At 37.5% G+C, this 25,471-nt stretch carries 20 protein-coding genes; 7 read left to right on the forward strand and 13 right to left on the reverse strand.

The window, feature by feature from the left end; all coding sequences use genetic code 11:
* Nucleotides 1-259: 259 nt before the first annotated feature.
* From D0T60_RS03525 to D0T60_RS03550, 6 genes are all read right to left on the reverse strand, one after another.
* On the reverse strand, nucleotides 260-1,036 hold the full coding sequence (locus D0T60_RS03525) for an N-acetylmuramoyl-L-alanine amidase-like domain-containing protein (RefSeq protein ID WP_163216775.1): 777 nt from the start codon (nucleotides 1,034-1,036) through the stop codon (nucleotides 260-262).
* Between the two features lie 33 nt (nucleotides 1,037-1,069).
* Entirely contained in the window at nucleotides 1,070-1,930 is an 861-nt protein-coding gene (locus D0T60_RS03530; protein ID WP_163216776.1) for an alpha/beta hydrolase, read from the reverse strand.
* 97 nt (nucleotides 1,931-2,027) lie between these two features.
* Complete coding sequence (locus tag D0T60_RS03535) at nucleotides 2,028-2,435, reverse strand: DUF1573 domain-containing protein (RefSeq protein WP_163216777.1); 408 nt, start codon at nucleotides 2,433-2,435, stop codon at nucleotides 2,028-2,030.
* Nucleotides 2,436-2,559: 124 nt separating this feature from the next.
* Nucleotides 2,560-3,156: a DUF4923 family protein gene (locus tag D0T60_RS03540; RefSeq protein WP_163216778.1), complete on the reverse strand. Its 597-nt coding sequence runs from the start codon at nucleotides 3,154-3,156 to the stop codon at nucleotides 2,560-2,562.
* A 19-nt stretch (nucleotides 3,157-3,175) separates the two neighbouring features.
* Nucleotides 3,176-3,778, reverse strand: coding sequence for a ribosome biogenesis GTP-binding protein YihA/YsxC (gene yihA, locus D0T60_RS03545; protein ID WP_163216779.1), 603 nt, complete (start codon nucleotides 3,776-3,778; stop codon nucleotides 3,176-3,178).
* Nucleotides 3,779-3,780: 2 nt separating this feature from the next.
* Entirely contained in the window at nucleotides 3,781-5,223 is a 1,443-nt protein-coding gene (locus tag D0T60_RS03550) for a sodium:solute symporter (protein ID WP_163216780.1), read from the reverse strand.
* A 71-nt stretch (nucleotides 5,224-5,294) separates the two neighbouring features.
* On the opposite strand from D0T60_RS03550, the gene recR reads away from it, so the two are divergent.
* The 3 genes from recR to D0T60_RS03565 are packed head-to-tail and all read left to right on the forward strand — an operon-like array spanning nucleotide 5,295 to nucleotide 6,913.
* Complete coding sequence (gene recR / locus D0T60_RS03555) at nucleotides 5,295-5,912, forward strand: recombination mediator RecR (RefSeq protein ID WP_163216993.1); 618 nt, start codon at nucleotides 5,295-5,297, stop codon at nucleotides 5,910-5,912.
* 21 nt (nucleotides 5,913-5,933) lie between these two features.
* Nucleotides 5,934-6,389, forward strand: a complete 456-nt coding sequence (locus tag D0T60_RS03560) for a hypothetical protein (RefSeq protein ID WP_163216781.1) — start codon at nucleotides 5,934-5,936, stop codon at nucleotides 6,387-6,389.
* Nucleotides 6,386-6,913 carry a GNAT family N-acetyltransferase gene (locus tag D0T60_RS03565; protein WP_163216782.1) on the forward strand — a complete coding sequence of 176 codons (528 nt, stop codon included), beginning with the start codon at nucleotides 6,386-6,388 and terminating at the stop codon, nucleotides 6,911-6,913. Before D0T60_RS03560 ends, D0T60_RS03565 begins: the two co-directional genes overlap by 4 nt.
* A gap of 11 nt (nucleotides 6,914-6,924) precedes the next feature.
* On the opposite strand, the gene D0T60_RS03570 is transcribed toward D0T60_RS03565, so the two are convergent.
* The 3 genes from D0T60_RS03570 to D0T60_RS03580 all read right to left on the reverse strand — a co-directional run bounded on the left by D0T60_RS03570 (nucleotide 6,925) and on the right by D0T60_RS03580 (nucleotide 10,547).
* Nucleotides 6,925-7,512 carry a YqgE/AlgH family protein gene (locus tag D0T60_RS03570; RefSeq protein WP_163216783.1) on the reverse strand — a complete coding sequence of 196 codons (588 nt, stop codon included), beginning with the start codon at nucleotides 7,510-7,512 and terminating at the stop codon, nucleotides 6,925-6,927.
* Between the two features lie 173 nt (nucleotides 7,513-7,685).
* A complete protein-coding gene (gene aspA / locus D0T60_RS03575; RefSeq protein WP_163216784.1) occupies nucleotides 7,686-9,074 on the reverse strand; it encodes an aspartate ammonia-lyase in 1,389 nt (462 codons plus the stop codon).
* A 156-nt stretch (nucleotides 9,075-9,230) separates the two neighbouring features.
* Nucleotides 9,231-10,547 (reverse strand): pyridoxal phosphate-dependent aminotransferase, encoded by a 1,317-nt coding sequence (locus tag D0T60_RS03580; RefSeq protein ID WP_163216785.1) that lies wholly within the window; start codon nucleotides 10,545-10,547, stop codon nucleotides 9,231-9,233.
* A gap of 426 nt (nucleotides 10,548-10,973) precedes the next feature.
* On the opposite strand from D0T60_RS03580, the gene D0T60_RS03585 reads away from it, so the two are divergent.
* Together D0T60_RS03585 and D0T60_RS03590 are read left to right on the forward strand one after the other, a co-directional pair.
* Nucleotides 10,974-11,909 (forward strand): UDP-glucuronic acid decarboxylase family protein, encoded by a 936-nt coding sequence (locus D0T60_RS03585; protein ID WP_163216786.1) that lies wholly within the window; start codon nucleotides 10,974-10,976, stop codon nucleotides 11,907-11,909.
* A gap of 26 nt (nucleotides 11,910-11,935) precedes the next feature.
* The gene (locus D0T60_RS03590; protein ID WP_163216787.1) at nucleotides 11,936-13,057 is read left to right on the forward strand and encodes a response regulator; all 1,122 of its coding nucleotides are present in this window, start codon (nucleotides 11,936-11,938) and stop codon (nucleotides 13,055-13,057) included.
* 74 nt (nucleotides 13,058-13,131) lie between these two features.
* Here the strand turns inward: D0T60_RS03590 and D0T60_RS03595 are convergent, their stop codons facing one another.
* From D0T60_RS03595 to D0T60_RS03610, 4 genes are all read right to left on the reverse strand, one after another.
* Nucleotides 13,132-15,990 carry a PD-(D/E)XK nuclease family protein gene (locus D0T60_RS03595; protein ID WP_163216788.1) on the reverse strand — a complete coding sequence of 953 codons (2,859 nt, stop codon included), beginning with the start codon at nucleotides 15,988-15,990 and terminating at the stop codon, nucleotides 13,132-13,134.
* Entirely contained in the window at nucleotides 15,990-19,172 is a 3,183-nt protein-coding gene (locus D0T60_RS03600) for an exodeoxyribonuclease V subunit beta (RefSeq protein WP_163216789.1), read from the reverse strand. Before D0T60_RS03600 ends, D0T60_RS03595 begins: the two co-directional genes overlap by 1 nt.
* 193 nt (nucleotides 19,173-19,365) lie before the next feature.
* Complete coding sequence (locus D0T60_RS03605) at nucleotides 19,366-20,037, reverse strand: OmpA family protein (RefSeq protein ID WP_163216790.1); 672 nt, start codon at nucleotides 20,035-20,037, stop codon at nucleotides 19,366-19,368.
* 107 nt (nucleotides 20,038-20,144) lie between these two features.
* Complete coding sequence (locus D0T60_RS03610) at nucleotides 20,145-21,485, reverse strand: MATE family efflux transporter (protein WP_163216791.1); 1,341 nt, start codon at nucleotides 21,483-21,485, stop codon at nucleotides 20,145-20,147.
* Between the two features lie 114 nt (nucleotides 21,486-21,599).
* Here D0T60_RS03610 and ileS point away from each other — a divergent pair, with 114 nt between their 5' ends.
* Both ileS and D0T60_RS03620 read left to right on the forward strand, forming a co-directional pair.
* Entirely contained in the window at nucleotides 21,600-25,031 is a 3,432-nt protein-coding gene (gene ileS / locus D0T60_RS03615) for an isoleucine--tRNA ligase (protein ID WP_163216792.1), read from the forward strand.
* Nucleotides 25,032-25,060: 29 nt separating this feature from the next.
* Nucleotides 25,061-25,441 carry a TraR/DksA C4-type zinc finger protein gene (locus D0T60_RS03620; protein ID WP_163216793.1) on the forward strand — a complete coding sequence of 127 codons (381 nt, stop codon included), beginning with the start codon at nucleotides 25,061-25,063 and terminating at the stop codon, nucleotides 25,439-25,441.
* Nucleotides 25,442-25,471 lie beyond the last annotated feature (30 nt).

Raw genomic sequence — 25,471 nt, forward strand, 5'->3', positions numbered from 1 at the left:
AGTTATGAATGACAACCAGTTTAGAAGAAAAAAAGATATTGTGACAACCGGTTTAGTAACAAGCAGCAAAAAATGACAACCACTTTCAGTATAAGTCAACGTATTCCATACTTAAAAGGTCAGACCTAACACTACATTAGGTCTGACCTTTTCAATAATTAGATCCGACCTTTTACCTCGTTAGGTCTGACCAAACTAAAAATTGCCCATCGGGCAATTTATATCAATAAAAAACCAATTATAAGCATTTACTTAAGCGTTATTTTTTTAGTCTGAATACCCGGATTCCTGTTTGGTTTTTACTTCTTGCCAGTTGGCGGTTTAGTGAAAGTTTGTCTACTACTACTTTACCTTCTTTCGAGGAAGCGTGTAATAAATGTAGGTTTCCTTTGATGTAAATGGCAATTCCTATATGGCTAACGTCTAATCCCGGGATGTCTGTAGTCAACATAATGATGTCGCCGTTCTTAATCCATTTCAATCCTTCCACCGGAAGCTGATCTTTTGGAAGATAGAAGAAACTCTGACTGGATAATTCTCTTTCAATAGCAACAATTTTGTTCACATTGCCCGGAGAATTTCTTAGGTGCTTATACTGTTCCGGATGAGTAGACATATATGAAACAGTTACCTTTTTCTTTGTTGGGCTGTATGTTGCTGTAATATCTTCAATGATTCCCATACGCACATTGTCTTTTGCCCAATCGCTTGCATAATGCAAGCGCGAAGTATATCCCTCGATCTTTCCGTTGCGATAACGTATGTTTTGCAGGTTTTTAGCAAAATCGCTTTCCTGCATATCATCTCCTTGTTCTGGACAAAGTGACATAGCTAAGGCAAACTCTACAAAAGTAGTACAGTCTAATTCGTCGCCATTGATGATTAATTCTTCTTCATCAGTCACCTCTAAAGTGTTGGCTACATAAGGTGTGCCTACATATTTTAATGCATTACTAAGCATTAGGTTGTAGCTCTCTTGTGCGAATGTTATTGTAGACAAAGCACAAGCTATCAATAATAATGTAATTTTTCTCATATTCTTTTTAGTTTGTAATTATTCTGTTATTTCTTATGGTTGAATGACGGCTCTAATCCATTTTTCTAATTCCTCTGTCCATTGACGTTTATATATGAAATTATCACGGAATCCCCAACCATGTCCTCCGGTAGGATAAGCATGTAGGGCTACGGGTACCTTATGATTTACCAATGCCAAGTAATAATTTACTCCATTAGCTGCGGGAACTGCGCGATCATCGGAAGAAAGAGTAATAAATGCCTGAGGAGTATCTGAATTAACTTGTAGTTCGTTGGAATATAGAGTCTCTAATTCTTTAGAAGGTTCCTTACCTAACAAGTTTAGTCTGGAACCTCCATGTGTATAACTCTTATCCATGGTTATGACCGGATAGAGTAAAATTTGAAAATCCGGACGAGTTTCTTTACTACTGTAATGAGTAGCAAGGGTAGAAGCCAGATGTCCACCGGCCGAAGCACCCATGATACCTACTTTATTGAGATCAATATTCCATTCTGATGCATGCTTTCTTACTATACGGATAGCTTGTTCTGCATCTGATAATGGAATTTGGTGGTTTCCATTGGGCATTCTGTATTTGAGTACTACATAAGTAATGCCCAAGCTATTAAACCAGGAAGCCATATCGTGTCCTTCGTGATTCATGGCTAAGCGGGCATATCCGCCTCCCGGGCACATAATAATAGCTGTTCCATTGGGATTTTCTGCCTTATACACTGTTATAGAAGGATCTGTGATGTTGGCCACACGACCTTCACCCATATTCTGTTCATTACCTTGCTGTCCGTTTGTATTAGGAGCTCCTTCAGCCCAAAGAGGAAGAGTAATCGGTTTCTGCGCCATAATGCTTGTGGCTATACCCAATAAAGTCATTAATAATACCTTTTTCATTTGCATAATCTCATTTGTATCTATTGAATCAGGTGTCAAAGAAAGCAAAAAAGAAGGAGAATCGAAAGATTCTCCTTGGGTATGTTACGTTGATTATTTACTTTTTGCTTTTCTTATCTTCTTTCGCCAACATGGTTCCTTCTATAAACAATCGCATCATTTCTGTTTTGGCATTTGTGCGGATTGTTATTGATTTCTTAAAATAACCGGGATACTTACCAGTGCCGTTGTAAGTTACTTTGATAGTACCGCTTTTTCCGGGTAAGATGGGCTCTTTAGGATAATCGGGTACGGTACATCCGCAAGATGCAATAGCCTGATGAATAACCAACGGAGCTTTTCCAATATTGGTGAAAGTATATGTTACAGATACAACAGGGTCATTTTCAGAGAATTCACCCACATCTTGGGTCGTTTTATCAAACTTAATTTCGGCCGTGGCTTGTGCAAATGCAAAGTTTATGCTTAGTGCCAGTACGGCTATCAATGCTACAATCTTTTTCATTTTCTTTCTCTATTTTAGAATATATACAATGCAAAGGTAAAGCTTTTTTTTAAATTAAATCTGGTATATTAGCCAAATTGTTTTAAAAACGCCCTAATATAGCTTGTATAAATAAAAACTAATACTACTTTGGAGAGAACTCAAGACCCAGCATCATGCCATCATATCCTTTTGCAAGAGTAGTAATGGCTTTTAGAGTGGTGTTCGTAGATTTATTTCCGAAATATACCAGTAGTTGCAACAGTTTATCTGCATCAAACATCAATGACATACTATTTGATTGTTGAGCAACCTTGGCATTGAGTCCTACAAGACCGGCATATTTCAAGTTGACTGTTTTGTTTTCCTGATCGTATCCATAAGTGCCATTGAAAGTACGACTACCAATAGTACTGGTGAAAGTACTATCTGCATTAAAAGTAAAATTCGTGATACCTTGTTTAACACCTGCTTTACTTAAATATCCATTCAATTTATTTTCTACGGTACTTGAAGCCAAACTACCACCTGCTTTCTTTAATATATCATCGGATTCGAATTCAACGGCCGAACCTGTGTAGCTCCACGTTCCGGTTAAATCAATAGTGCTTGATCCTCCGGTTACTGCATTAACGATACCGGATACAGTTTCTTTGTTAAGAAGATCTTTCCATGATTGTGCCCATGTGCTTGTACATAACAGGCAAGCTGCAATTACTAAAATCAGTTTTGTTCTGTTCATCTCTTTTTTCGGTTTTAAGTTATTCATTTATTGCTTGATTAATGCTCTCAATATAATTGAGTATTTCATTTCTTCCTAATCTGGTTTCTGATGAAGAAATAAAATAAGGAGGAAGTTCTTCCCATTGTTTTCGTAATTCATTTAGATAGGAATTTATATTGTTACCCAGTTTGCCTCCTTTCAGTTTATCAGATTTGGTAAATACAATAGAAAATGGAACTCCGTTTTCTCCTAACCATTCCATAAATTCCAAATCAATTTTCTGAGGTTCCAATCTGCTATCTATTAAAAGGAATAAATTGGTCATTTGTTTACGCTCCAGGATATAATCTTCGATAATTTTTTGTATCTGGCTTTTACCCTTTTGCCCGCGGCGTGCATATCCGTATCCCGGTAAGTCTACAATATACCAATTATTATTAATCAGAAAGTGATTGATAAGCATTGTCTTTCCCGGAGTAGCAGAAGTCATGGCTAATCCTTTTCGCGAGGTCAGCATATTGATTAAACTTGATTTTCCCACATTGGAGCGTCCGATAAAAGCGTATTCCGGTAAGTCGCCGGTAGGGCATTTTTTTACGTCGGTATTACTAATAATAAATTCAGCACTGGTAATTTCCATAATTAATTGTTTTTGGATTGTGAAAACATCCACATTCCGGTAAATGTAAGTAATCCGTTTAGCATGAGTAATTCATAACCAAACTGATAACCTGTATATGAGGATACTATTTTATCAATAGCATAACAAAGTAGCGGAGAAGCTACGGCAATAAACGGAACATAGCTATCTTTGGTTTGCCGTTTTGTAAACAAACCGAAGGCAAACATACCTAATAGCGGTCCATACGTATAAGAAGCAATGACATAGATGGCATCTATCACACTTTGATTGTTCACTATACGGAAGAAACAAATAAAGCAAATCAATATAATAGACATGCCCAGATGCACTTTCTTTCTTTTGCTGCGAGCTACTTCTTCTTTATCTTTATCAGTTTCCAATATATCAATACAGAAGCTTGTAGTCATAGAGGTTAAAGCAGAATCTGAGTTACTGAAAGCTGCTGCAACAACTCCGATTGTAAACAAAATAAGAACAGCTTGACCTAAATGTCCTTGTGTGGCAAACATCGGGAGAATATCATCATTGGAAGCCGGAAGCTCAATCTGCATTTGATTAGCCAGAATAAGTAAAAGTATTCCCAGCGAGAGAAAAAGAAGATTCAAAGGAATAAAGGAGAAACCATAACAATACATATTCTTTTGTGCATCTTTCAGGTTACGACAAGTCAGATTTTTCTGCATCATATCCTGATCAAGCCCGGTCATTACAATAACAATGAATATACCACTTGTGAATTGCTTAAAGAAGTTTTGTTTAGACATCCAGTCGTCAAAAACAAAAATACGCGAGTGCTCATGAACGCTTATAGCTTGAACCATCTCTCCGAAACCCATTTGAAGATGCCCTGTAACAGCGATGATGATGCATATCAATGCAGCTATCAAACAAAAGGTTTGCAAAGTATCTGTCCAGACAATCGTTTTGATTCCGTTTTTTTGAGTATATATCCAAACAAGTGCGACAGCCCCCACTGCAATAGCCCAAAAAGGAACTCCCATTTCCTGAAACACATAGTGGTAAAGGATAAGGCATACCAAATAGATTTTAGCTGCCGTACCTGTCATGCGTGAAAGTAAAAAGAAAAAAGAACCTGTAATATAAGAACGTCGCCCGATTCGTGTACCTAAATAAGTATATATGCTGGTGAGGTTGAGCTTGTAATAAAGAGGCAGCAATACATGAGCTACTACCATATAGCCAAAAAAGAAACCGATAACAGTCTGCATATAAGTCATATCCATACTGCGAACCATGCCTGGAACCGATACGAAAGTAACCCCTGAAATGGTGGCTCCAATCATTCCGAATGCAACTATATACCAAGGAGATTGATTCTCTCCCCGAAAAAAAGCGGCATTGGAACCTCCTTTCTTCCCAGTGATGCGTGCTATGACCAATAAAGCAGAGAAATAGCAAATAATGGTAATGAGTATCATCATGGCGCAAAGTTAATACTAAATATCGATATTTTTATCTACATTTGTCGACAGAAAAGAGGAGATCATCTATGATAAATCAACAATATCCATCTATACTACTGGAAAAAGCGGTGAATGAATTTGCCAAATTGCCCGGTATCGGACGGAAAACAGCAATGAGGCTGGTGCTTCATTTGCTCAGACAGGAAAAAACTACTGTAGAAGCCTTCAGCCATGCCATAACTACTCTAAAACAAGAGGTGAAATATTGTAAGGTATGCCACAATATTTCTGATACGGAAGTATGTCAGATTTGTGCGAATACTCAACGAGACTCCTCTGTGGTTTGTGTAGTAGAAAACATTCGGGATGTAATGGCGGTTGAAGCTACCCAACAATTCCGGGGTTTATATCATGTGTTGGGAGGTGTAATTTCTCCGATGGATGGGGTAGGACCCAGTGATTTGCAAATCGAAAGTCTGGTAGGAAGAGTGACCTCCGGCGAAGTGAAGGAGGTAATCTTAGCTTTAAGCTCTACAATGGAAGGAGATACAACGAATTTTTATATATTCCGTAAATTGGATAAAATGGACGTAAAGCTTTCTGTGATTGCTCGTGGTATATCCATAGGGGACGAATTGGAATATACGGATGAAGTAACCTTAGGACGCAGTATTGTGAACCGGATGCCTTTTAATGGTACTCTTTAAATTAATTACTCAAACATACTTATGGAAAAACAAATAAAACAAACGATAAACGGACTTAAAATACAATATGTATTATTTTGGATACTCCCGATTTTATTAATTATAGCCGGTGAAAGCAATTGGATGCCTGTGGGGCTCTATGCCGATGATGCAGGAATGCAATATATATGGGATACTGTTGGAATATTGGTGACTATAGCCTTTGTACCTTTGTCATTGAAACTTTTCAGTTTGGTATTAAAAAAACAAATAGATACGCTGACCTTTCCGGTTGCCTTAAAGAGATATTCTCTTTGGAGTGGTATTCGGTTGGGATTATTAGAATTTGTTGTTATTTTGAATATTGTTATATACTATCTTACTTTGGGTAATATAGGTAGTTTATGTGCATTGATAGCTCTTACGGCTTCTTTCTTTTGTATGCCAAGTGAGAAACGCCTAAGAGAAGAACTTCATATTATTGCAGATCAACCATGAAAAGTTATTTAAGCAATGAGTACGTGAAACTTCGTGCCATGGAGCCGGAAGATTTGCATTTGATGTACAAAATAGAAAATAATCCGGATCTTTGGGAAGTTAGTAGCTTTACGGTTCCTTATTCTCGTTATGCATTAAAGGAGTATATTGAACAATCGCAGAGTGATATTTTTGCAGATAAACAGCTTCGGTTAATGATTGTTCGTTGTGCAGATAATCGGGTAGTTGGTACCATCGACATAACGGACTTTGTTCCCCTCCATGCACGAGGAGCCTTGGGAATCGCTATACTGGAAGAATTCAGACATAAAGGATATGCGCGGAATGCCTTAGAGTTATTATGTGAATATGCTTTTGAATTTTTACGTATGAAGCAACTGTATGCACATGTTCCGGTGGATAATACATCAAGCTTAAACCTCTTTTTGAATAATGGATTTCAACAATGTGGCGTATTGAAAGAATGGATACAATCCGGCAATGTATATAAAGATGTATTTCTTTTACAAAAAATACGTACTTAAGCAGGCGGAATCTAATTAAGTGTTGGAATTTGTGGAAAGCGCGACCATGTTTGATATTTACTACCCAAATGCCTTAAAGATCTTTTCCACATGCTTTCTATTTTATCAGACATGAGTTCGGTTATTTCTTCTTTGCTGACGATCCAGGTATCTTCTTTTATTTCATGATCCAGTTGTTCCAGCTCCCAACCAGAGTATCCAAGGAAGAATTTTATAACTCCATCTACCGGTTTACCTTTTAACATATACTCTTTAATGAATGAGAAATCACCATTCATATATAAACCATTTGAAATAGAGAGTGCCCCGGGTACATCGGGTAAAGTATGTAAGAAGAATAAGGTGTCTGTTCCTATTGGCCCTCCTTTATAAATAGGAATGTCATCCAGGTATTTGAATTCCTTAATAACTTCGTTTAAAAGCAGAGGAAGTTGTTTATTCATAATAAGCCCCATACTTCCCTCATTTGTATGATCGACAAGTAATACTACAGATCTTCCGAATGTAGCATCTCTAAGGAAGGGTTCTGAAATCAGAATCTTTCCTCTGGAAGGAAGTGCGTTGTTTGATTTTATTTTAAATATATCCGTATCGTTCATACACCGAATATAAACAAATAATTTACACCTTCCAAATTTATGATTGATTTTCTCTACTTATCTGATAAAAAAGATGATTGAAGATTAAGAATAATAGGATAAATAAAAGCTGCAAATTTAGAAAATGCAGCTTTTATGTAGAAATATTGGGGGTAATGTGTTATCTGACCGGATTATTTTGTTCCAACCATGTTTTCTGGATTTAGTATCTTATCAAGTTCCTCTTTAGAGAGTACATTCTTTTTCAGAACTAAATTATAAACACTTTCTCCTGTTTCCAATGCCTCTTTGGCTATGGATGTACTATTGTTATAACCGATGTATGGATTTAAGGCTGTTACAATACCGATACTATTCATTACCAGAGATTTGCAGTGTTCTTCGTTGGCGGTAATTCCATCGATGCAATTGGTACGGAAACAATCAATAACATTAGTCAAAAGGTTTTGCGACTCCAATATACTATATGTTATAACAGGCTCCATTACATTGAGTTGCAATTGTCCGGCTTCGGATGCCATCATTACAGTGAGATCATTTCCCATTACTTTGAAACAAGTTTGAGATACCACCTCGGCAATAACCGGATTTACTTTTCCCGGCATAATAGATGAACCTGCTTGTCGTGGAGGAAGATTAATTTCATATATTCCGCAACGAGGTCCGGAGGTAAGTATTCTGAGGTCGTTTGCCATTTTCGACAGTTTGGTTGTCAACCTCTTTAGTGCAGAAGAATAAGCAACAAAAGCTCCTGTGCCGGAAGTTGCTTCTACAAAGTTTTCTGCGGGATAAAAATCATAACCGGTTATCTTTGCTAAAGTTTTAGCACAAAGTTCGGCGTAGCCGGGAATTGCGTTTAAGCCGGTTCCTACCGCAGTTGCGCCCATGTTTATTTCAAGGCACTGATCTGCATTGTATTTTAAATATTCAATTTCTTTTTGAAGAGTAGCTGCATACGCATTAAATTCTTGCCCTAAAGTTAAAGGTATAGCATCTTGCAAATGTGTGCGACCCATTGTTATTACATGAGCAAACTCTTTACCTTTGTTCTTTAGTGATTCTACTAAATTTAATAAAGCCTTGGTTAGTTTTTCATTATAAAATAGAATACCTAGTTTCAATCCTGTTGGATAAGCATCGTTAGTTGATTGAGAAAGATTTACATGGTCGTACGGAGAACAATATTTATATTCACCTTTTTGATAACCCATGTCTTCCAAGGCAATGTTGGCAATTACTTCATTTATATTCATGTTGGTTGAAGTACCTGCTCCCCCCTGAAGCATATCGCTTGGAAACTGATCGAGATATTCTCCACTAACAATCTTTTTACAAGCTTTTATGATAGATTCCTCTACCTTCTTATCTAATGCCTGTAATTGGCAGTTAGATTCGGCCGCAGCCCATTTAACATAAGCAAGAGCTTTAATAAACTCGGGGAAATGAGAAAGCTTTACTCCCGAAATGTTGAAATTATTAATCGCTCTCTGTGTGTGAATTCCATAATAAGCGTCGGCCGGAATATTTAAACTGCCGATCAAATCTTTTTCTGTCCGATTCATAATGTATCAAATTGTAAATAGTAAACCTTAGTTTTAATAATAATAAAGTCTTCAAAGTTACAAAATGATTTTTGAATGACGCAACGTTTAGAGTGAGAAAAATAAAATCTTTTCTCACTTTCGTTTTTTTGTGTTCTAAATAATCTCTTAATCGAACTAAGAAACCGGATTGTTTTGAGCAAATAAAGCCATTCTTTCTTCCAACTGATCATACTGATGATCTCCAATGAAAGAAGTGCAAGCGCGTAAACCTTCCTGGTCGCTACCCGTAGTAACTAACGAAATGGCACTTACTCCATAATACATTAATTCTTTGGCAAGTTCTCCACTCGTCATTCCCGGATAACCAATGGTGAAATAGAAGCCATCAGCTACAGGCTTATCAAGGTCTTTATCGTATACCAGATAGAAACCATTGCGCAGGAATATGTCTTTTAATTTGCGGGCACGGTCACCATAAATCTTTACTTCGTCTAAGAAATTATATTCTCCCTGATTGGCGGCTTTTAGCATAGCTGCCATAGCATACTGAACAGAATGACTTGTACCGGATGATAAAGCATAAAGAACCCGATGAATAAATACTGTACCAAATGTTCCCCCGCCATAGCGTTTAGTTAAGCCTGGGTAAGAACGGTGATATAGTTTGTTGGAAATACAACTTACGCCAATACGTTGTCCGGCATAGCTGAAAGCCTTGGAGCCCGAAATGAGCAATACATAATTATCTGTGTAATTGGCTATGGTAGGTTGGTAGGGTGCTTGGTAAGGGTTGCTTAAATCGTTGCGGAAGTCCATGGCAAAATAAGCCAAGTCCTCCAATACAATCACATCGTATGTAGTGGCAAGGTTGCCAATAATTTGAAGTTCTTCTTCATTGAAACATATCCAACTTGGATTATTGGGATTTGAATAGATCACAGCCGATATATTTCCTTTTTTCAAATAACTCTCCAGTTTTTCTTTGAGCTTATCTCCCCGGTAATTATATACATCGAAAGTCTCGTACTTTTGCCCCATTACTACCAACTGTTGTTTTTGTACGGGAAATCCAGGATCAATAAAAAGGATTGTATCTTTTTTCTCATCACACTGACTGCAAGTTAGGAAAGAGGCAAATGTGCCTTGCATGGAACCGGTAACGGGTACACATCCTTCCGGACGAAGGTCAACATTCATAAAGGCTTTGATAAATTGAGAAGCAGCTTCTTTTAATTCCGGTAGTCCGTTGATATCCGGATAAAGACCTGCAACTCCTTGTTGTAATGCTTCTATTTCGGCTTTTACTCCTACAGCAGAAGGAGGCAGACCCGGAACGCCCATTTCCATTTTTATGAATTCTATACCGGATTGAGCTTCGGCTTTGGCAGCTATGGCCTTTACTTCACGAATTGTTGCTTTGGAGAAATCTGTAATATGAAACTCATTGATTGTATTATCAATGAGCTGACGATTAATGGGTGTATTTTTCATTTTCTCTTTAGTTTGTAATTTCCTATAGATGCAAAAATACACAATAATAAATTCAAAACGGTTTCTAAGTAGTATTTATTTTATTATGTCTTGTGCCACTCATTGCCATAGGCTTGGCACAGTTGTGCCACGCGCAAGGCACAACAGTGCCACAAGCATGGCACACTTGTGCCACAGGCATGGCACAACTATACTGTTTTAAAGGTGCAAAATCAACATTCAAACATCTAATATAGATGAATTCATACTTTAAGAAAATGGGCGAACGGGCGTGTATTTAATATGTAATCTTCAACTAAAAACTGGTTCTTGTTTTTTTCTTAAAATATGTTTTGCCATTTTCTTGCGTATTCTGGTCAAAACTTATATTTTTGTCTCTGTATTCTATAGCAAAAAACCTTTTTATTCCTATTTAACAATTTATTGATGAAGCGAATATTAGTAACCGGCGGTGCCGGCTTTATTGGATCACATTTGTGTACCCGACTCGTAAATGAAGGACATGATGTGATTTGTGTAGATAATTTCTATACCGGGTCAAAAAAAAATGTAGCCCATCTGATTAGTAATTATAATTTTGAGTTGGTTCGCCATGATGTAGTTTTTCCTTATTTTGCAGAAGTTGATGAAATCTACAATTTAGCCTGTCCGGCATCACCAATTCAATATCAGATAGACCCGATACAAACGGTTAAAACTTCTGTAATGGGAGCTATTAATATGTTGGGGTTGGCCAATCGTGTAGGTGCAAAAATCTTACAGGCTTCTACCAGCGAAATATATGGAGATCCTACCATTCATCCGCAACCTGAGTTGTATTGGGGAAACGTTAACCCTATTGGGTATAGGTCTTGCTATGATGAAGGAAAAAGATGTGCCGAAACTTTATTTATGGATTATCACAGGCAAAATGGAGTTCGTATTAAAATAATACGTATCTTTAACACGTATGGACCTCGTATGTTGCCCAATGATGGTCGGGTGGTTTCTAATTTTATTCTTCAGGCTTTGCAAGGAGAAGATATAACGATTTATGGAAATGGAAGCCAAACTCGTAGTTTTCAATATGTGGATGACCTTATAGAAGGTATGATTCGTGTGATGGGAACAGACGATAATTTTATAGGTCCAGTAAATATTGGTAATCCTAATGAGTTTACTATTTTGGAATTAGCAAAAAAGGTAATAGAAATAACAGGTTCTAAATCGAGTATAGTATTTAAGCCATTACCCCATGATGATCCAAAACAGAGACAACCGGATATCTCTTTAGCTAAAGAAATGCTAAATTGGAAACCGACTGTGCAGCTAAACGAGGGATTACACAAAATGATCAATTACTTTAAAGAATTTGTTATATAAGATAATTGTAAAAAAAGCATAGAAGCATGGAAATTAATCCTTCGGACTATAAGATCCTTATCGTTGACGATGTGATGTCAAACGTTTTGTTGTTAAAGGTACTTTTAACAAATGAAAAATTTCAAATAGCAACGGCAAGCAATGGAAAACAAGCCCTTGAACAAGTAGCAGCAGAAAAACCGGATTTAATTCTATTAGATGTTATGATGCCTGATATGGACGGTTTTGAAGTGGCTCAACATCTGAAAAAAGATCCAATAGCATACGATATACCTATCATATTTTTAACGGCGTTGAATAGTACGGCAGATGTTGTTAAAGGATTCCAAGTTGGAGCTAATGATTTTATATCCAAGCCTTTTAATAAGGAAGAATTGATTATTCGTGTTACTCACCAGATTTCATTAATTGCAGCTAAAAGAATTATTTTGGCACAAACCGAGGAATTAAGGAAGACCATTATGGGACGAGATAAACTTTATTCCGTAATTGCTCATGACTTACGTTCGCCAATGGGATCTATTAAGATGGTGCTTAATATGTTGATTCTGAACCTACCTACTACTACAATAGGAGAAGAGATGTATGAACTACTGACAATGGCTAATCAGACCACAGAAGATGTTTTTGCATTGTTGGATAATCTTCTGAAATGGACAAAGAGCCAGATAGGCAAATTAAAAGTTGTTTATCAGGATATGGACATGGTGGAAGTGGTAGAAGGTGTTATTGAAATTTTCTCAATGGTTGCCGGATTGAAATCCATAAAAGTGGAACTAACTGCTCCTGAAAAAATGGCTGTACATGCTGATATTGATATGATTAAAACTGTTGTTCGTAATCTATTAAGCAATGCCATTAAGTTTAGCAATAAAGGAACGGAAGTGCAGGTTACTGTAGAAGAAAAAGATGGAATGGCTATGGTAAGCGTTCAGGATTATGGTTGTGGTATTGATGAAGAAAATCAAAAGAAACTATTACATACAGATACTCACTTCAGTACATTTGGCACAAATAATGAAGAAGGTTCGGGCTTAGGATTACTTTTATGCAAGGACTTTGTGCAGAAAAATGGTGGTGAATTAGGATTTACTTCGGTTAAAGGTGAAGGATCCACTTTCTATTTTACTATTCCTCTAAAAAAATAGAGAAAACAATTAAGAATTAGAAATTAAGAAGCCATCTCAGTGATCTTAATTTTTAATTCTTAATTGCTCAAAGATTATCTTTTGCAGATCGATTTATAATCACAATATTCACAGAACTTTTTATTATCGGTCTGTACAAAAGGAATTTCAGGATTGAATATTTCTTCCAGCAGATTTTGTAATCGTTCTCTGAATTCATCTTCATAAAAGGCAAAGTTATCTACCGGATATTTCTCTTTTCTGGCTTCTCCCATTTCTATAATCGGAGAATAATCTTCTGATGCCGCCCGATGTATATAGAGTAGGGAAGGGGCCACTTTTAAAGACTGCTTTTGGGTCATTATAGCTGCATACAGAAAGGTTTGGAAGATATAACTGGGACGATCTTCCGAAGGAGTAAACAATTGCTCTATGTTAGCGGGAGTTTTAGGATTTCCTCCGGTTTTGTAATCTACGATGCGTAGTGTAGCTTCTTTGCTGTCTAAACGGTCGATGGTTCCTCCAATATTAACTTCGGTAATTCCTTTTGTTGTTTTTATGTAGAGGGTTTCTTGCACATTCTTTTCCATCGCAACCATCTGAAAAGGTGCATATTGGGCATCAATACGAAGCAATTGCTTTATATAAGTGGCAATAACCTTAGAGTTAATTAGTTGAGTACCATTGTATTCGGATTTTTCTTCCGGGGGTATCTTGAAAAAGTGTTTTTTGAAAGAGAGGTCTACGAATTCTTGTATAGTTACCTCACTTTTTGCTATTTTCTCAAGATCTTCTTTGATGATTTGCTTATTTTTCTCAGTCAGCTTTTTATAGATACGTTCTACGGCATCATGGAAAATAATTCCGAATGTGCTTGAGTCTATTTCTGTGTTAACTTCATTAGGTTCTTTCAGCCTTGCCACATATTTATAATAAAATCGTAATGTACAATTTAAATAAGCGTTTAGGGCTGAGGGCGACAGAATTCTTGTTGTTTTCTTTGCATCATATAGTGTATGAAGCAATTCTATAATTTCCTCGGACTTAAGTACCTCTATGTTATGAGTACTTTGAGGGGATTGTCCTGCCTCTAAGAACTTCCGAGTGATTTCATGGGGCCATTCAATCAGGAATTGTTTGAGGAATCTGGATTCTTCTCCTTTATTTAAACCATCAGATGAGGTATTATATAATAAAGTAATATTCTCGGCCCGTTGTATCAGGCGATAAAAATAGTAGGCATAAAGTGCATCCTGATGCTCAACCGTTGTCATTCCAAACGCTTTGCGAAGTGAATAGGGGATAAACGAAGAACTTCCTCCTGTTTTAGGAAGCAATCCTTCATTTAAAGACATGACGATGATGTTTTTAAAATCAAGATTACGTGTTTCCAGTACTCCCATTACTTGCATTCCAATGGCAGGTTCTCCGTGGAAAGGTATATTAGTTGCTGAAAGGAGTCTGTGAATGAGGCGTTTAAAGGTATCTGTTCTTACAACCAATTCTCCCGAACTTACTAAATTCAGCATGCGGTTGCAAATAGTATAGCACTTAAACAGCGATTCACGATATAATTGGCTAAACACATCTTTATATTCGGATTCCTCCCGATAGATTACTGCTGTTTCTTTCAACAATACAGTAGTATAATAGCATAAATCTCCCAGTGTAGCACATGGACTGAAAATCATGGTTAAGAATGGATCTCGTTTAAGTTCCGAGGGCAAAGGATAAAAACGATTTGTAACAGTGATTTCTCTTTCCAATGCATCTGCATGAGGAGATAATCTTTGTGTATATGGATGTTTCAGTACCTTTTGTACGGCTTCATAAGTGTATCTTCCGGTTTTGGGGTCGTATCCATTTGTTTGCAGCTCCAGAATAGCATCCACAAAAGTATATGCCGGAGTCTGTGCAAGAGGAAATCCCATGGTAACATTGACATTCTTTACACTGTCAGGGATACTGTGTAGTGTTGGAAGCAGCAAAGATTCATTACAGAGTACAACGGCATTTTCTTTTTCTTTGCCTGATAAATTGGTTCGTATCCATTCCGGAAGATATCTTGTCTGGGCATTTTCGGTAGAAGCGGATATAAATTGTACTTTCTTTGGTTTTCGTAAATTGTCGAATGATTCTTCCGATAATTCAGAAGGAAACTCTTTTAAATTACGATTGATGTATATACCTGCTTCGTGCTTGGTTTCCTTCATTTCGGTGTAGAATACATCATAATCCCAGTAGAAAAGTGCTCTTTCTGCGTCTTTTAGTTCTTGAAATAACTTGGTTTCGACTTTATTTAGCACATTGAAGCCTACAAATACATATTTATCATAAGGTAAAGAAGAGAGAGAAAGATTATTAATCCCATCTCTGTAAAGCATTCCTTCATAAGCTATTCCTAATTCCTCCAAACGTTTCTTATAGGTATTGTAGATGGCTCCCAGCTTATCCCAAAGAGAAATAAACCGCTCTTTCAATTCAGTATGTTTCTCAATGGAGAAGTTCTGAAAGAACTGCTGGATAGCTTCTTCCTGCTCTTCGTTCAGGAAATCATAACCTTCCATAATCTGTTTCAGGTCTTTTAGATTGGTGAATAATCTATCCGCTTGAACCAGATTCTTATCTATATCATCGAAATCGGCTAATAATAATTCTCCCCAAAAATAGAATTCATCCAGAGGTTCCTCTCTTTCTGTTTCTTTAAGGAAGGCTTTATGAAGTTCGCAAATCAAACGAATGGAATCTCCGAGATGTAATTTGGAGAGACTTTGCAATAATTCGCTAATGTTTAGATAGGCAGGAGACCAGATCGGAATATCCGACTCATTGGCCAGGTATTCATTGAAGAATAATCCGGCACGCTTATTAGGAAATACAACGGCTACACGAGAAAGATCATTCCCTACTTTTGAATATAAATTTTTGGCTACTAATTGCAAAAAGGTTTCCATTATTGTTTTATTTTCTCTATCAGATTTTCTTCTACATACCATAAATAACCTTCTACATTATCATATCCCATTTGCTCCAGAAGGTTTATATATGCTTTTACTTGTTTATTGTATTTCTTTTGAGATTTTCCGAACTTAAAATCAACTACCACGGTTTGATCCTCTTTCATCATCACCCTGTCCGGGCGACGAATTTGCAATTCTCCTTCTTCTGTATAGAGAATAGTGCATTCGCTGAAAAGTCTCCATGAATCTGAATACCAATTCTGTACTTGAGGATCTAAAAATGCTTTTCGGGTAATCTCTCTAATTTCTTGTTCGGTTTCCTGATCTCCTATAATTCCTTCAAATATAAGCTTATCAATAGCCGGTTCTATGTCGGACAGGATTCGTATATCAGAAAATAAGGTATGAAGCAGCTTTCCACGATCAATAAACCTGTTGGTAGATTCGGATTCATCGATGCCTTGTATAAAATCTGCCGATCGGTTGGATTGTCGGAATTGGATATCATGCCGCATGGCTTCCATTTTAACCGGAAGTTTAGCCGGCTTTTGCAGCAGCTTATTGGTTACTTGCTTAGATTCTTCCTCGACAGAAGGACAAAGTTCTCCCCATTCGTAGGGGTCTTCTTCTTCATTCCAAATTATTTTTTGTTCGGCAGCAACCGAACCGAGTGAGTTAAATAATAATTCGGATACTGTGTTTCGTTGTGCCTTTTTGCTCCAGATAATCAGGTTCTTTCCTGCGCGGGTAAAAGCTACATAGAGTAGATTTAGGTTATCTACCCATAGTTGCAGGCGTTCGTTTAAATAATCTTCCCGATATACAGACTCCGCCATTGTAGATGAATAAGTAATCGGAACTATATCTATTTCATTGTATGGTGCTTCTTGTGGAGCACACCATACAAGTTGATTAAAGGTTTCGTTTTCCAGTTTCCAATCACAGAAAGGAACCAAAACCGTGTGAAACTCCAACCCTTTGGATTTATGAATGGAAAAGATACGTACTCCTTCTATTTCTCCACCCGGAATGGTTTTTGATCTTAGTTTTTTCTCCCAGAACTCAATGAAACTGTCGAGATCAGAAGAATGATCTTCCAGATAATTCATAACAGCATCAAAGAAAGCAAACAGGTAAGCATCCTGCTCTTTAATCAATTCCATTCGGAATATAACAAAGAGTTCTTCCAATAGCTCGTACAAGGGCATCAGGCGGAGTGAATGAATGCTTTCAATAAATTGTTTAGGCAAGAAATGAGAGGCCTCGTTTAGCAGAAGCTCATTCAGCTCATACTGATTACCTAAAACCTCGTTTTGGTAGGTAATGATTAACTGTGCCCGGGCAATATTATTTTCTGTATCCGAAAGATATCGTAGTGCATCAATCATTATATTGATGGCTAATGAAGCATCCATCCGAAATGCCTCGTCCGATACTACTTTACATTGCATCTCTTTATCGAAGTAATCGGCAATCAGAGGGATATTCTTATTCTTACGAACCAGTATGGTTATATCATTCAGATGCACCCCATTCTCTAACAGACGATTCACTTCATTACCCAGTTCAATCAATGTTTGTTCTGAATAGTCGCTTGTATCATCTCCTTCTAAAAAAGAAACTTTTACATATCCTTTTGCTTCTTCGCGAGGAGATTCCTGTGCTACATCTTGATAAGCTTTCTTCAACGGACGACACTCTTCTTCCAATTGACTTTTGTGAACCATATTCAGATACTCCACAGCTTCCCGGAAAAAGAGGTTGTTGAACTGAATGATGTTAGTTTCGCTTCTTCGATTGGTGGTCAGTGTTTTCGACTGAATAGAGAAATGACCAATCCGATCATTCAGACCGTTCAGGATATTCCAATCCCCATTTCTCCATCGGTAAATAGACTGTTTTACATCTCCCACAATTAAGCTGTCGGCTCCTTGAGCGAGTCCTTCCAGTAATAAGAGTCGGAAGTTGCCCCATTGCATTCGACTGGTATCCTGAAACTCATCAATCATAACATTGCGTATGCTCGTACCTATTTTTTCGAAAACAAAGGAGGGGTCATCATCTTGTATCAACTGATGTAAAAGCGCGTTGGTATCTGATAGCAGGAAGCGATTATTTTCTCTGTTCAAAGTACGGACTTCTTCATCAATATTAGCCAATAATTGCAGCTTGTTGAGATGTTGCAAAGACAGTTTGCAGCTATTTACAATGTAATTGTTTCTTTCTCGCATTTTCTCTGCCTGTTGCAGTAAAGGCATTAGTGTAGAAGATGCAAGAGATATGATTTCTTTGTAAGAAGGCGATGTTTTGGCAGCCCATTGTTTTTCATCTGTCAAGCACTTCTCTACGGTGGCTGTTCTTATTTTATTGTTGATTTCGCCATTTCTTAATTTGCGAAAATAGCTTCCGATGCCTCTTGAACCACTCTTTAAATCTTCGGGTGTCAAGGCTCTTCCGGATAGTTCTTCTTCAAAACGATCGGCAAAATCCTCCATATCTTTTAAAGCGGCTGCAGTTAGCTCATTTAGCTTTTGGCGGTAGCTTTTTATCGTTTCCGGATTTTTAAGGCGTTCGCGTAGGTTTGCACCTCTTTCCTGATAACCTTCATCGAAAATGTTCTTGCCGAATTTCTTTATTTCGTCAGATACATTCCAACGTTTATCGTTTGCTATTTTCTCGTTAATATAGTCCAAAAGCCAGGCAAGGAGGGGAGAGGTAGGCTCCAATTTCTCAATCATAGAGTCGACTGCATCACTTAATACTTCATCATTATTGAGCTCCACATTTAGATTGGGGCTTAACTCCAGTTCTCTGGCCAGATTGCGCATTACAGATTGAAAGAACGAATCAATGGTTTCTACGCGAAAGTGACTGTAATCATGAATCATATTTCGAAGAGCCTGTCCGGCAGCTTTTCTTATGTCCTCCTCTGACAGGGATGTTTCTTCAATGATTCGTTTTAGATAGGGTTCCGAGGCTTTATCGAATGTTAAGATGCCATACAGTTGGCTTAAGATTCTCTCTTTCATCTCAGCCGTAGCTTTATTGGTAAAGGTAACAGCCAATATACGGCGATAAGCTCGCGGATTCAGAATTAATAATTTAATGTACTCAACTGCCAATGTAAATGTTTTACCAGACCCGGCAGATGCTTTGTATATAAGTAGTTCTCCCATGAAACTGCATTCCTTATTTTAAAAGCAAAGATACAACTTATTTCTATCTTTAATGGTATATGCATTTCAGATTGCCAGTTTATTACCAATCAAAACACCCGGGTGTTTTAATGCAAAAGACCCAGGTGTTTCTGGTTAAAACACCCGGGTCTTTTTAAACTTATATATAGTTAAGAACTATAACTACTATTCTTTAGTTACCTGCTTGAGCATTCTTAATCATTTGCTCACTTGCATACATAAAGATTTCTACTCTACGATTTTGTTCTGCAGATACAGAGTTGTCATATTGATCATAACCAACACCTTGTACCGATTTAATTTGAGCAGGAGCTACTCCACATGTTTGTAAGTAATCGCTTACTGCTTTGGCACGTCTTGAAGATACAGTAATATTTGCATCGTATGTACCCACTTTATCTGTGTGTCCAATAACTGCAATATCAGTAGTTCCATCTTCTTTCAGAATATTAGAAAACTCGCGCAATGCAGATTTAGAAGTTTCATTCAATGTAGAAGAGTTAAATCCAAATAATATACCTGAGTTGAAAGTTACTTTAACTGCAGTTAAACCATTATTATCTGTTACTTTTTCTACTTCAGCACCTTTAATAGCTTCAGCAGCTTTAGCTTTCTTATCCATTTTGTTACCAATAATAGCACCGGCACCACCACCAACAGCTGTACCAATAGCAGCACCAATAAGCGCACCTTTACCATCTCCGGCAATACCACCGATAATAGCACCCAATGCAGCACCGCCGCCTGCACCAATAGCACCACCTTGCACAGTTTTGCTGGCATTACAACTTCCTAATACAATAACTGCACTTAATAACAGTGCTGTAAACTTAAATTTTTTCATACTAATTTCAATTTGATTAATCTGTTTTCTTAAAAACTATAATATTATAACAAACAACAATATTAAAGGTTTGCTCACGAACAATTAATTTATTTTAGTTAAAAAAACTAATTGCCAATTTTCAAAGCATTCCTTTTTATGGAAACAAACCAGATGGTAAGTATAATTCCTTTGGCAATACTTGTAAGGCAAACAGCCCACCAAATACCTTCAATTCCCATTCCGAGATGAATGAGGAGTAAAGAAAGAGGAATACGCAAATAATTGCATGTTATACCAATAATAGCCGGAGGAAGAGTACGCCCGAGACCATAGAAAATTCCTTGAGTTGTGATTTCAAGCATCATAAATAACTGCGAATATCCATCGATTCTTAAAAAGATTCCACCAGCAGTGTATGCTTCTTTTTCGGGTACGAATATTGAAAATATTTCACTTCCAAAGCAGATAAACAGGATGGTGCATAATCCTCCGAAAATAGATGTTATCCATAAAGTGGTATGCCATGATTTAATAACCCTGTCTACTTTCCCTGCTGCAAAGTTTTGAGCAACAAAAGCACTTAGTGCAGTGGCAAAACCTTGTGAAGTATTCCAGGTAACAGCTTCTATTTGCCCGCCGGTAGTGAAAGTCATAAGTCCAATATGTCCTCCGGTTGCAGATGCAGTACGGCTAATGAACATATTAACAAAGGCAAACATGGTATTAAATACAGCAACAGGAAGCCCTATCTTAATAATTCTGAGAGTATATTTGTTCTTAAGGCGAACAAAGAAAGGAAATTTATCGAGTAATATATTGCGATAACGTAAATGATAGATGAATAAACAAAAAACAACAGCTTGAGCTATCCAGGTTGCATAAGCAGCTCCTTTTGTGCCAAGATTTAAGCCGAAGATAAACAAAGGGTCTAATACTATATTTAGAACCAATCCTGTGCCACTGATATAGAAAGGCACCTTACTCCTTCCGGATGCATTATAGATACCCGTAAAAGCCGCAGACAGAAAAACAAAAGGGAAAGCGGTGGATACAATACGTAAATAGGTAACAGCTTCAGCAGCAATATGGCTTTCTAATTTGTATACTTCGATAATAGGACCAGCCAACATAAATAAAAGTCCTCCCCAACAAAGAGAAATAATCAATGAGATGGTAATGTTGTGAGAAGCAAAATTGCGCGCATCCTCTGTGTTTCTGGCACCAATGGCTTGTGCTACGCTAACCTCCGAACCTACTTTATTTAATAAAGATATGGAAGATGACATCCACGTTAAAATACCTACCGCACCTACTGCGGCTACTGCTTCGCTACCTAAACGACCTACCCATGCCATATCAGTTAAACTGTATGCCATTTGTATAAATGAAGTAGCCATAATAGGCATGGCTAAATTGAATAATTGTTTGCGGATAGAGCCGTGAGTTAAATTTTTGGTACCTTGCATGATTGTTTTTCGTCTGTAATCGCTTAGGAAATATGGTTTGCAAAGGTAGGAAATAATAAATGTTTTTGTAAATTTGCACCTTATTTTTAGATTGATATAAAACAATATAAATTTATGAGTAAGAAATTTGCTGAATATTCTCAGTTTGACCTTTCCGAAGTGAACAAAGAAATACTGAAGAAATGGGATGAAAACAGCGTTTTTGCTAAAAGCATGACAGAGCGCGAAGGATGTCCTTCGTTTGTGTTTTATGAAGGACCTCCTTCGGCTAACGGAATGCCGGGAATCCACCATGTAATGGCTCGTGCCATTAAAGACATATTCTGTCGTTATAAAACGATGAAAGGTTTTCAGGTAAAACGTAAAGCCGGATGGGATACACACGGCTTGCCGGTAGAACTTAGTGTGGAAAAAGCATTGGGAATTACCAAAGAAGATATTGGCAAAAAGATTTCGGTAGCGGAATATAATGCAGCCTGTCGGAAAGATGTAATGAAATATACCAAAGAGTGGGAAGACCTTACTCACAAAATGGGATATTGGGTGGATATGAAGCACCCTTATATTACGTATGATAATCGTTATATCGAAACCCTTTGGTGGTTACTCAAACAGTTATATAAGAAAGACCTGCTTTATAAAGGTTATACTATACAACCGTATTCTCCCGCAGCAGGTACCGGTTTGAGTTCTCACGAACTGAACCAACCGGGTACTTATCGCGATGTAAAGGATACCACTATGGTTGCTCAGTTCAAAATGAAGAACCCTAAGCCTGAAATGGCAGCATGGGGAACTCCTTACTTTTTGGCATGGACAACTACTCCCTGGACACTACCCTCAAACACAGCACTCTGTGTAGGACCTAAGATTGACTATGTAGCAGTACAATCTTATAATGCATATTCAGGAAAGCCCATAACAGTAGTATTGGCTAAAGCTTTACTTAATGCGCACTTTAATCCGAAAGCGGCCGACTTGGCTTTGGAGGATTATAAGCAAGGCGATAAACTGATTCCTTTTAAAGTAGTAGCCGAATATAAAGGTACAGATCTTGTGGGCATGGAATATGAACAACTGATTCCTTGGGTAAACCCGGGAGAAGGAGCTTTCCGTGTTATTCCCGGCGATTATGTAACCACAGAAGATGGTACCGGTATTGTACATATTGCACCAACTTTCGGTGCCGACGATGCTCAGGTAGCTAAAGCCGCAGGTATTCCTCCCTTACATTTGGTTAATAAGAAAGGTGAATTGCGTCCGATGGTTGATCTTACCGGTAAATTCTATAAATTGGATGAACTGGATGATGAATTTGTAGGAAAGCAGGTGAATGTTGAATTATACAAAGAATTTGCCGGACGTTTTGTAAAGAACGTATATGACCCAACATTAAGCGAAACAGATGAATCTTTAGATTTAACTATCTGTATGATGCTTAAAACCAACAATTTGGCATTTAAGATTGAAAAGCATGTACACAACTACCCACATTGTTGGCGTACAGATAAACCGATACTTTATTATCCGTTGGATAGCTGGTTTATTCGTTCTACTGCTTGTAAAGAGCGGATGATCGAATTAAATAAAGAGATCTATTGGAAGCCGGAATCAACAGGGACCGGACGTTTCGGTAAATGGCTTGAAAACCTGAATGACTGGAACCTGAGTCGTTCACGTTATTGGGGAACTCCTCTTCCTATTTGGAGAACAGAAGATAATAGTGCCGAAATCTGCATCGAGTCTGTTGAGGAACTTTATAACGAGATAGAGAAATCTGTAGCTGCCGGATTTATGCAATCAAATCCGTTAAAAGATAAAGGATTTGTTCCAAGAGATTATAGCGATACAAACTATGATAAAATAGACTTGCATCGTCCGTATGTTGATGATATTATCCTGGTATCGGCAGATGGAAGACCTATGAAGCGTGAAGCAGATTTAATTGATGTTTGGTTTGATTCCGGCGCTATGCCTTATGCGCAAATTCACTATCCGTTCGAGAACAAAGAACTGTTGGATAGCGGAGAAGTATATCCGGCTAATTTCATCGCAGAAGGAGTAGACCAAACACGTGGATGGTTCTTTACCCTACATGCCATAGCCACTATGGTATTTGATACAAAATCATTCAAGACTGTTATCTCTAATGGATTAGTACTCGATAAAAACGGCAATAAAATGTCGAAGCGTTGGGGAAATGTAGTAGATCCATTTATGGCTATCGAAAAATATGGTTCCGATCCGGTACGTTGGTATATGATTACCAATTCATCTCCTTGGGATAATCTTAAATTCGACTTAGATGGAGTAGAAGAGGTACGCCGTAAGTACTTTGGTACCTTATATAATACCTATTCTTTCTTTGCGCTGTATGCTAACGTAGATGGCTTCGATTATAAAGAAGCTGATGTTCCGATGAATGAGCGTCCTGAAATTGATCAATGGATTCTGTCATTGTTGAATACATTAATTAAAGAAGTGGATGCATGTTATGACGATTATGAACCCACTAAAGCTGGACGATTGATTTCTGATTTTGTGAATGATAATCTTTCTAACTGGTATGTTCGCTTAAATCGTAAACGTTTCTGGGGAGGTGGTTTTACTCAAGATAAGCTTTCTGCCTATCAAACCTTATATACTTGTTTGGAAACAGTAGCTAAGTTAATGGCTCCTATTGCTCCATTCTATGCAGATCGTTTGTATGCTGATCTTGTTGCTGCAACAGGAAGAGATACTACTGTATCTATTCACTTGGTTAAATTCCCGGAACTAAAAGAGGAATTGATTAATCAAGAACTGGAAACGCGTATGCAAATGGCGCAAGATATCACCTCTATGGTACTTGCTTTGAGACGTAAAGTAAACATCAAAGTACGCCAGCCATTGCAACGTATTATGATTCCTGTGCTGAATGATGAACAAAGAGCACATATTGAAGCGATTAAATCGCTTGTAATGAATGAAGTAAACGTTAAGGAAGTTGAGTTCGTTGATGGTACTGCCGGCATATTGGTTAAGAAAGTTAAATGCGACTTTAAGAAATTAGGACCTAAGTTTGGTAAACAAATGAAAGCTCTTTCTGCCATAGTATCGGAAATGCCTCAGGAGGCTATTGCTGAACTGGAGAGAAATGGTCAATATACATTAATGTTGGATGGCCAGGAGGCTATTCTCGAAGCATCTGATGTTGAAATTATCAGTGAAGACATTCCAGGTTGGTTGGTTGCTAACGAGGGTAAATTAACAGTTGCTCTTGAGGTAACAATCACGGAAGAACTGAGACGCGAAGGTATTGCACGCGAATTAGTTAATCGTATTCAGAATATACGTAAATCAAACGGTTTTGAGATAACAGACAAAATAGAAATTACATTATCTAAAAATCCGCAAACAGATGATGCCGTAAAAGAATATAATACCTATATTTGTAACCAAGTTTTGGCTACATCATTGAATCTTGTTGATGAAGTGAAAGAGGGTACAGAACTGAATTTTGATGATTTCACTTTGTATGTGAATGTAACCAAAAGCAATAATTAGAACTTAACCTTTTAAAAACGAATAATGTTATGGCAGAAAAAACTAGATATTCGGATGCTGAATTAGAAGAATTCCGTGTCATTATTAATGAGAAGTTAGAATTAGCCCAACGTGATTATGAGATGCTAAAGAAGAGCATCATGAATCAGGATAGTAATAACACAGATGATACTTCTCCTACATACAAGGTATTGGAAGAAGGTGCCAGCACACTGTCAAAAGAAGAAACAACCAGATTGGCACAGCGTCAGTTGAAATTTATCCAAGGGCTTCAGGCTGCTTTGGTTCGCATTGAAAACAAAACGTATGGTATCTGTCGCGAAACAGGTAAGCTGATTCCTGCCGAACGTTTGCGTGCTGTTCCTCATGCCACTTTGAGTATTGAAGCTAAGAATGAAGGTAAGAAATAATTTATAAGAATACATGATGTAAAGGTTGAG

Origin of the sequence: Bacteroides sp. 224 (assembly GCF_010500995.1) — a bacterium.
Lineage (GTDB): Bacteria > Bacteroidota > Bacteroidia > Bacteroidales > Bacteroidaceae > Bacteroides.

Excerpts from the sequence above, each read along its gene's own strand:
- D0T60_RS03525 (WP_163216775.1), bottom strand. The coding sequence starts at position 1,036 with ATGAGAAAAATTACATTATTATTGATAGCTTGTGCTTTGTCTACAATA.
- D0T60_RS03530 (WP_163216776.1), bottom strand. The coding sequence starts at position 1,930 with ATGAAAAAGGTATTATTAATGACTTTATTGGGTATAGCCACAAGCATT.
- D0T60_RS03535 (WP_163216777.1), bottom strand. The coding sequence starts at position 2,435 with ATGAAAAAGATTGTAGCATTGATAGCCGTACTGGCACTAAGCATAAAC.
- D0T60_RS03540 (WP_163216778.1), bottom strand. The coding sequence starts at position 3,156 with ATGAACAGAACAAAACTGATTTTAGTAATTGCAGCTTGCCTGTTATGT.
- yihA (WP_163216779.1), bottom strand. The coding sequence starts at position 3,778 with ATGGAAATTACCAGTGCTGAATTTATTATTAGTAATACCGACGTAAAA.
- D0T60_RS03550 (WP_163216780.1), bottom strand. The coding sequence starts at position 5,223 with ATGATGATACTCATTACCATTATTTGCTATTTCTCTGCTTTATTGGTC.
- D0T60_RS03560 (WP_163216781.1), top strand. The coding sequence starts at position 5,934 with ATGGAAAAACAAATAAAACAAACGATAAACGGACTTAAAATACAATAT.
- D0T60_RS03565 (WP_163216782.1), top strand. The coding sequence starts at position 6,386 with ATGAAAAGTTATTTAAGCAATGAGTACGTGAAACTTCGTGCCATGGAG.
- D0T60_RS03570 (WP_163216783.1), bottom strand. The coding sequence starts at position 7,512 with ATGAACGATACGGATATATTTAAAATAAAATCAAACAACGCACTTCCT.
- aspA (WP_163216784.1), bottom strand. The coding sequence starts at position 9,074 with ATGAATCGGACAGAAAAAGATTTGATCGGCAGTTTAAATATTCCGGCC.
- D0T60_RS03580 (WP_163216785.1), bottom strand. The coding sequence starts at position 10,547 with ATGAAAAATACACCCATTAATCGTCAGCTCATTGATAATACAATCAAT.
- D0T60_RS03585 (WP_163216786.1), top strand. The coding sequence starts at position 10,974 with ATGAAGCGAATATTAGTAACCGGCGGTGCCGGCTTTATTGGATCACAT.
- D0T60_RS03590 (WP_163216787.1), top strand. The coding sequence starts at position 11,936 with ATGGAAATTAATCCTTCGGACTATAAGATCCTTATCGTTGACGATGTG.
- D0T60_RS03595 (WP_163216788.1), bottom strand. The coding sequence starts at position 15,990 with ATGGAAACCTTTTTGCAATTAGTAGCCAAAAATTTATATTCAAAAGTA.
- D0T60_RS03600 (WP_163216789.1), bottom strand. The coding sequence starts at position 19,172 with ATGGGAGAACTACTTATATACAAAGCATCTGCCGGGTCTGGTAAAACA.
- D0T60_RS03605 (WP_163216790.1), bottom strand. The coding sequence starts at position 20,037 with ATGAAAAAATTTAAGTTTACAGCACTGTTATTAAGTGCAGTTATTGTA.
- D0T60_RS03610 (WP_163216791.1), bottom strand. The coding sequence starts at position 21,485 with ATGCAAGGTACCAAAAATTTAACTCACGGCTCTATCCGCAAACAATTA.
- ileS (WP_163216792.1), top strand. The coding sequence starts at position 21,600 with ATGAGTAAGAAATTTGCTGAATATTCTCAGTTTGACCTTTCCGAAGTG.
- D0T60_RS03620 (WP_163216793.1), top strand. The coding sequence starts at position 25,061 with ATGGCAGAAAAAACTAGATATTCGGATGCTGAATTAGAAGAATTCCGT.